The following is a 1,204-nucleotide window of genomic DNA, read 5'->3' on the forward strand; positions in this document are numbered from 1 at the left end:
TGATCGGCATCGTCCATTTCTTGGAAGCATCTCGGATAGCCAGGTAGATCACCTTTCTAGCTGATTCATCCGTTGGGAAGAGCTTGCGCTTCTTAATCGCTTTTCTAATAACGCTGTTGAGGGATTCAATGGCGTTAGTCGTGTAAATGGCTCGGCGAATATCCTCTGGGTAGTTAAACAGGGTGTTGAGGTTGTCCCAATGCGCCGTCCAAGAGCGACTGATTTGAGGATACTTACTATCCCATCGGTCAGAGAACTGCGCTAGAGCCAGCAGAGCCTCATCTTCTGTGGCTGATTGGTAGATTTTCTTCAGGTCAGTCGTCACCGCTTTATAGTCTTTCCAAGGGACGTACTTGACCGAGTTTCGCACCATGTGGACGATACAGAGCTGTATTTGCGTCTCTGGGAACGCAGTGTTGATGGCGTCAGGAAAGCCTTTTAGCCCGTCAACGCAAGCGATAAGGATGTCTTTTACCCCACGGTTTTGAAGCTCAGTCAGCACGTTAAGCCAGAATTTGGCACCTTCCGTTTCAGAGAGCCACATGCCGAGCAGCTCTTTTTGGCCTTCCATGTTGACGCCTAACGCAAGATAGACCGCTTTGTTGATGACTTGCTTGTCTTGACGCACCTTAACCACGATGCAATCGAGATAGACGATAGGGTAAATTTCGTCGAGAGGTCGCGACTGCCATTCAATCACTTGCTCAAGCACCGAGTCCGTTACTTTTGATATCAGCGTTGGCGAGACATCGGCATCATACATTTCCTTGAACGTTGCGACGATTTCACGTGTGGTCATGCCTTTCGCGTACAAGCTCAATATCTTGTCGTCCATGGATTGGAATCGAGTTTGGTGCTTGCGGACGAGTTGAGGTTCAAAGCTGGCTTCACGGTCGCGGGGAACGTCGATATCGATTTCTCCATCATCGGTGATTATTGACTTGCCCGAGTAGCCATTGCGGGAGTTGGAGCTGGTTCTAGATTGGTGTTTTTGATATCCAAGGTGCTCATCGAGTTCAGCGTTTAACGCCGTTTCAACGGTCACCTTGGTTAACATTTTGCGGAAGTCATCAAGATCAGATTCTGTCTTAATTGACTTTGCTGCTTCACGAGCAAAAGCTTCGAGTGCTTTCTTATCCATATTGTCCATCCTTAGCCTTTAAGGCTTAAGTTTAGACAGTTACACAGAATTCAGGACACTCTC

Annotated in this window: 1 protein-coding gene; it reads right to left on the reverse strand. The window is 47.9% G+C overall.

The genetic code is table 11. From position 1 onward, the window contains the following. The coding region (locus tag AACV32_RS09535; protein ID WP_170895768.1) for an IS256 family transposase at positions 1-1,141 on the reverse strand (1,141 nt) is incomplete at its 3' end. Positions 1,142-1,204 lie beyond the last annotated feature (63 nt).

It is taken from the genome of Vibrio sp. B7, assembly GCF_963888765.1.
Lineage (GTDB): Bacteria > Pseudomonadota > Gammaproteobacteria > Enterobacterales > Vibrionaceae > Vibrio > Vibrio anguillarum.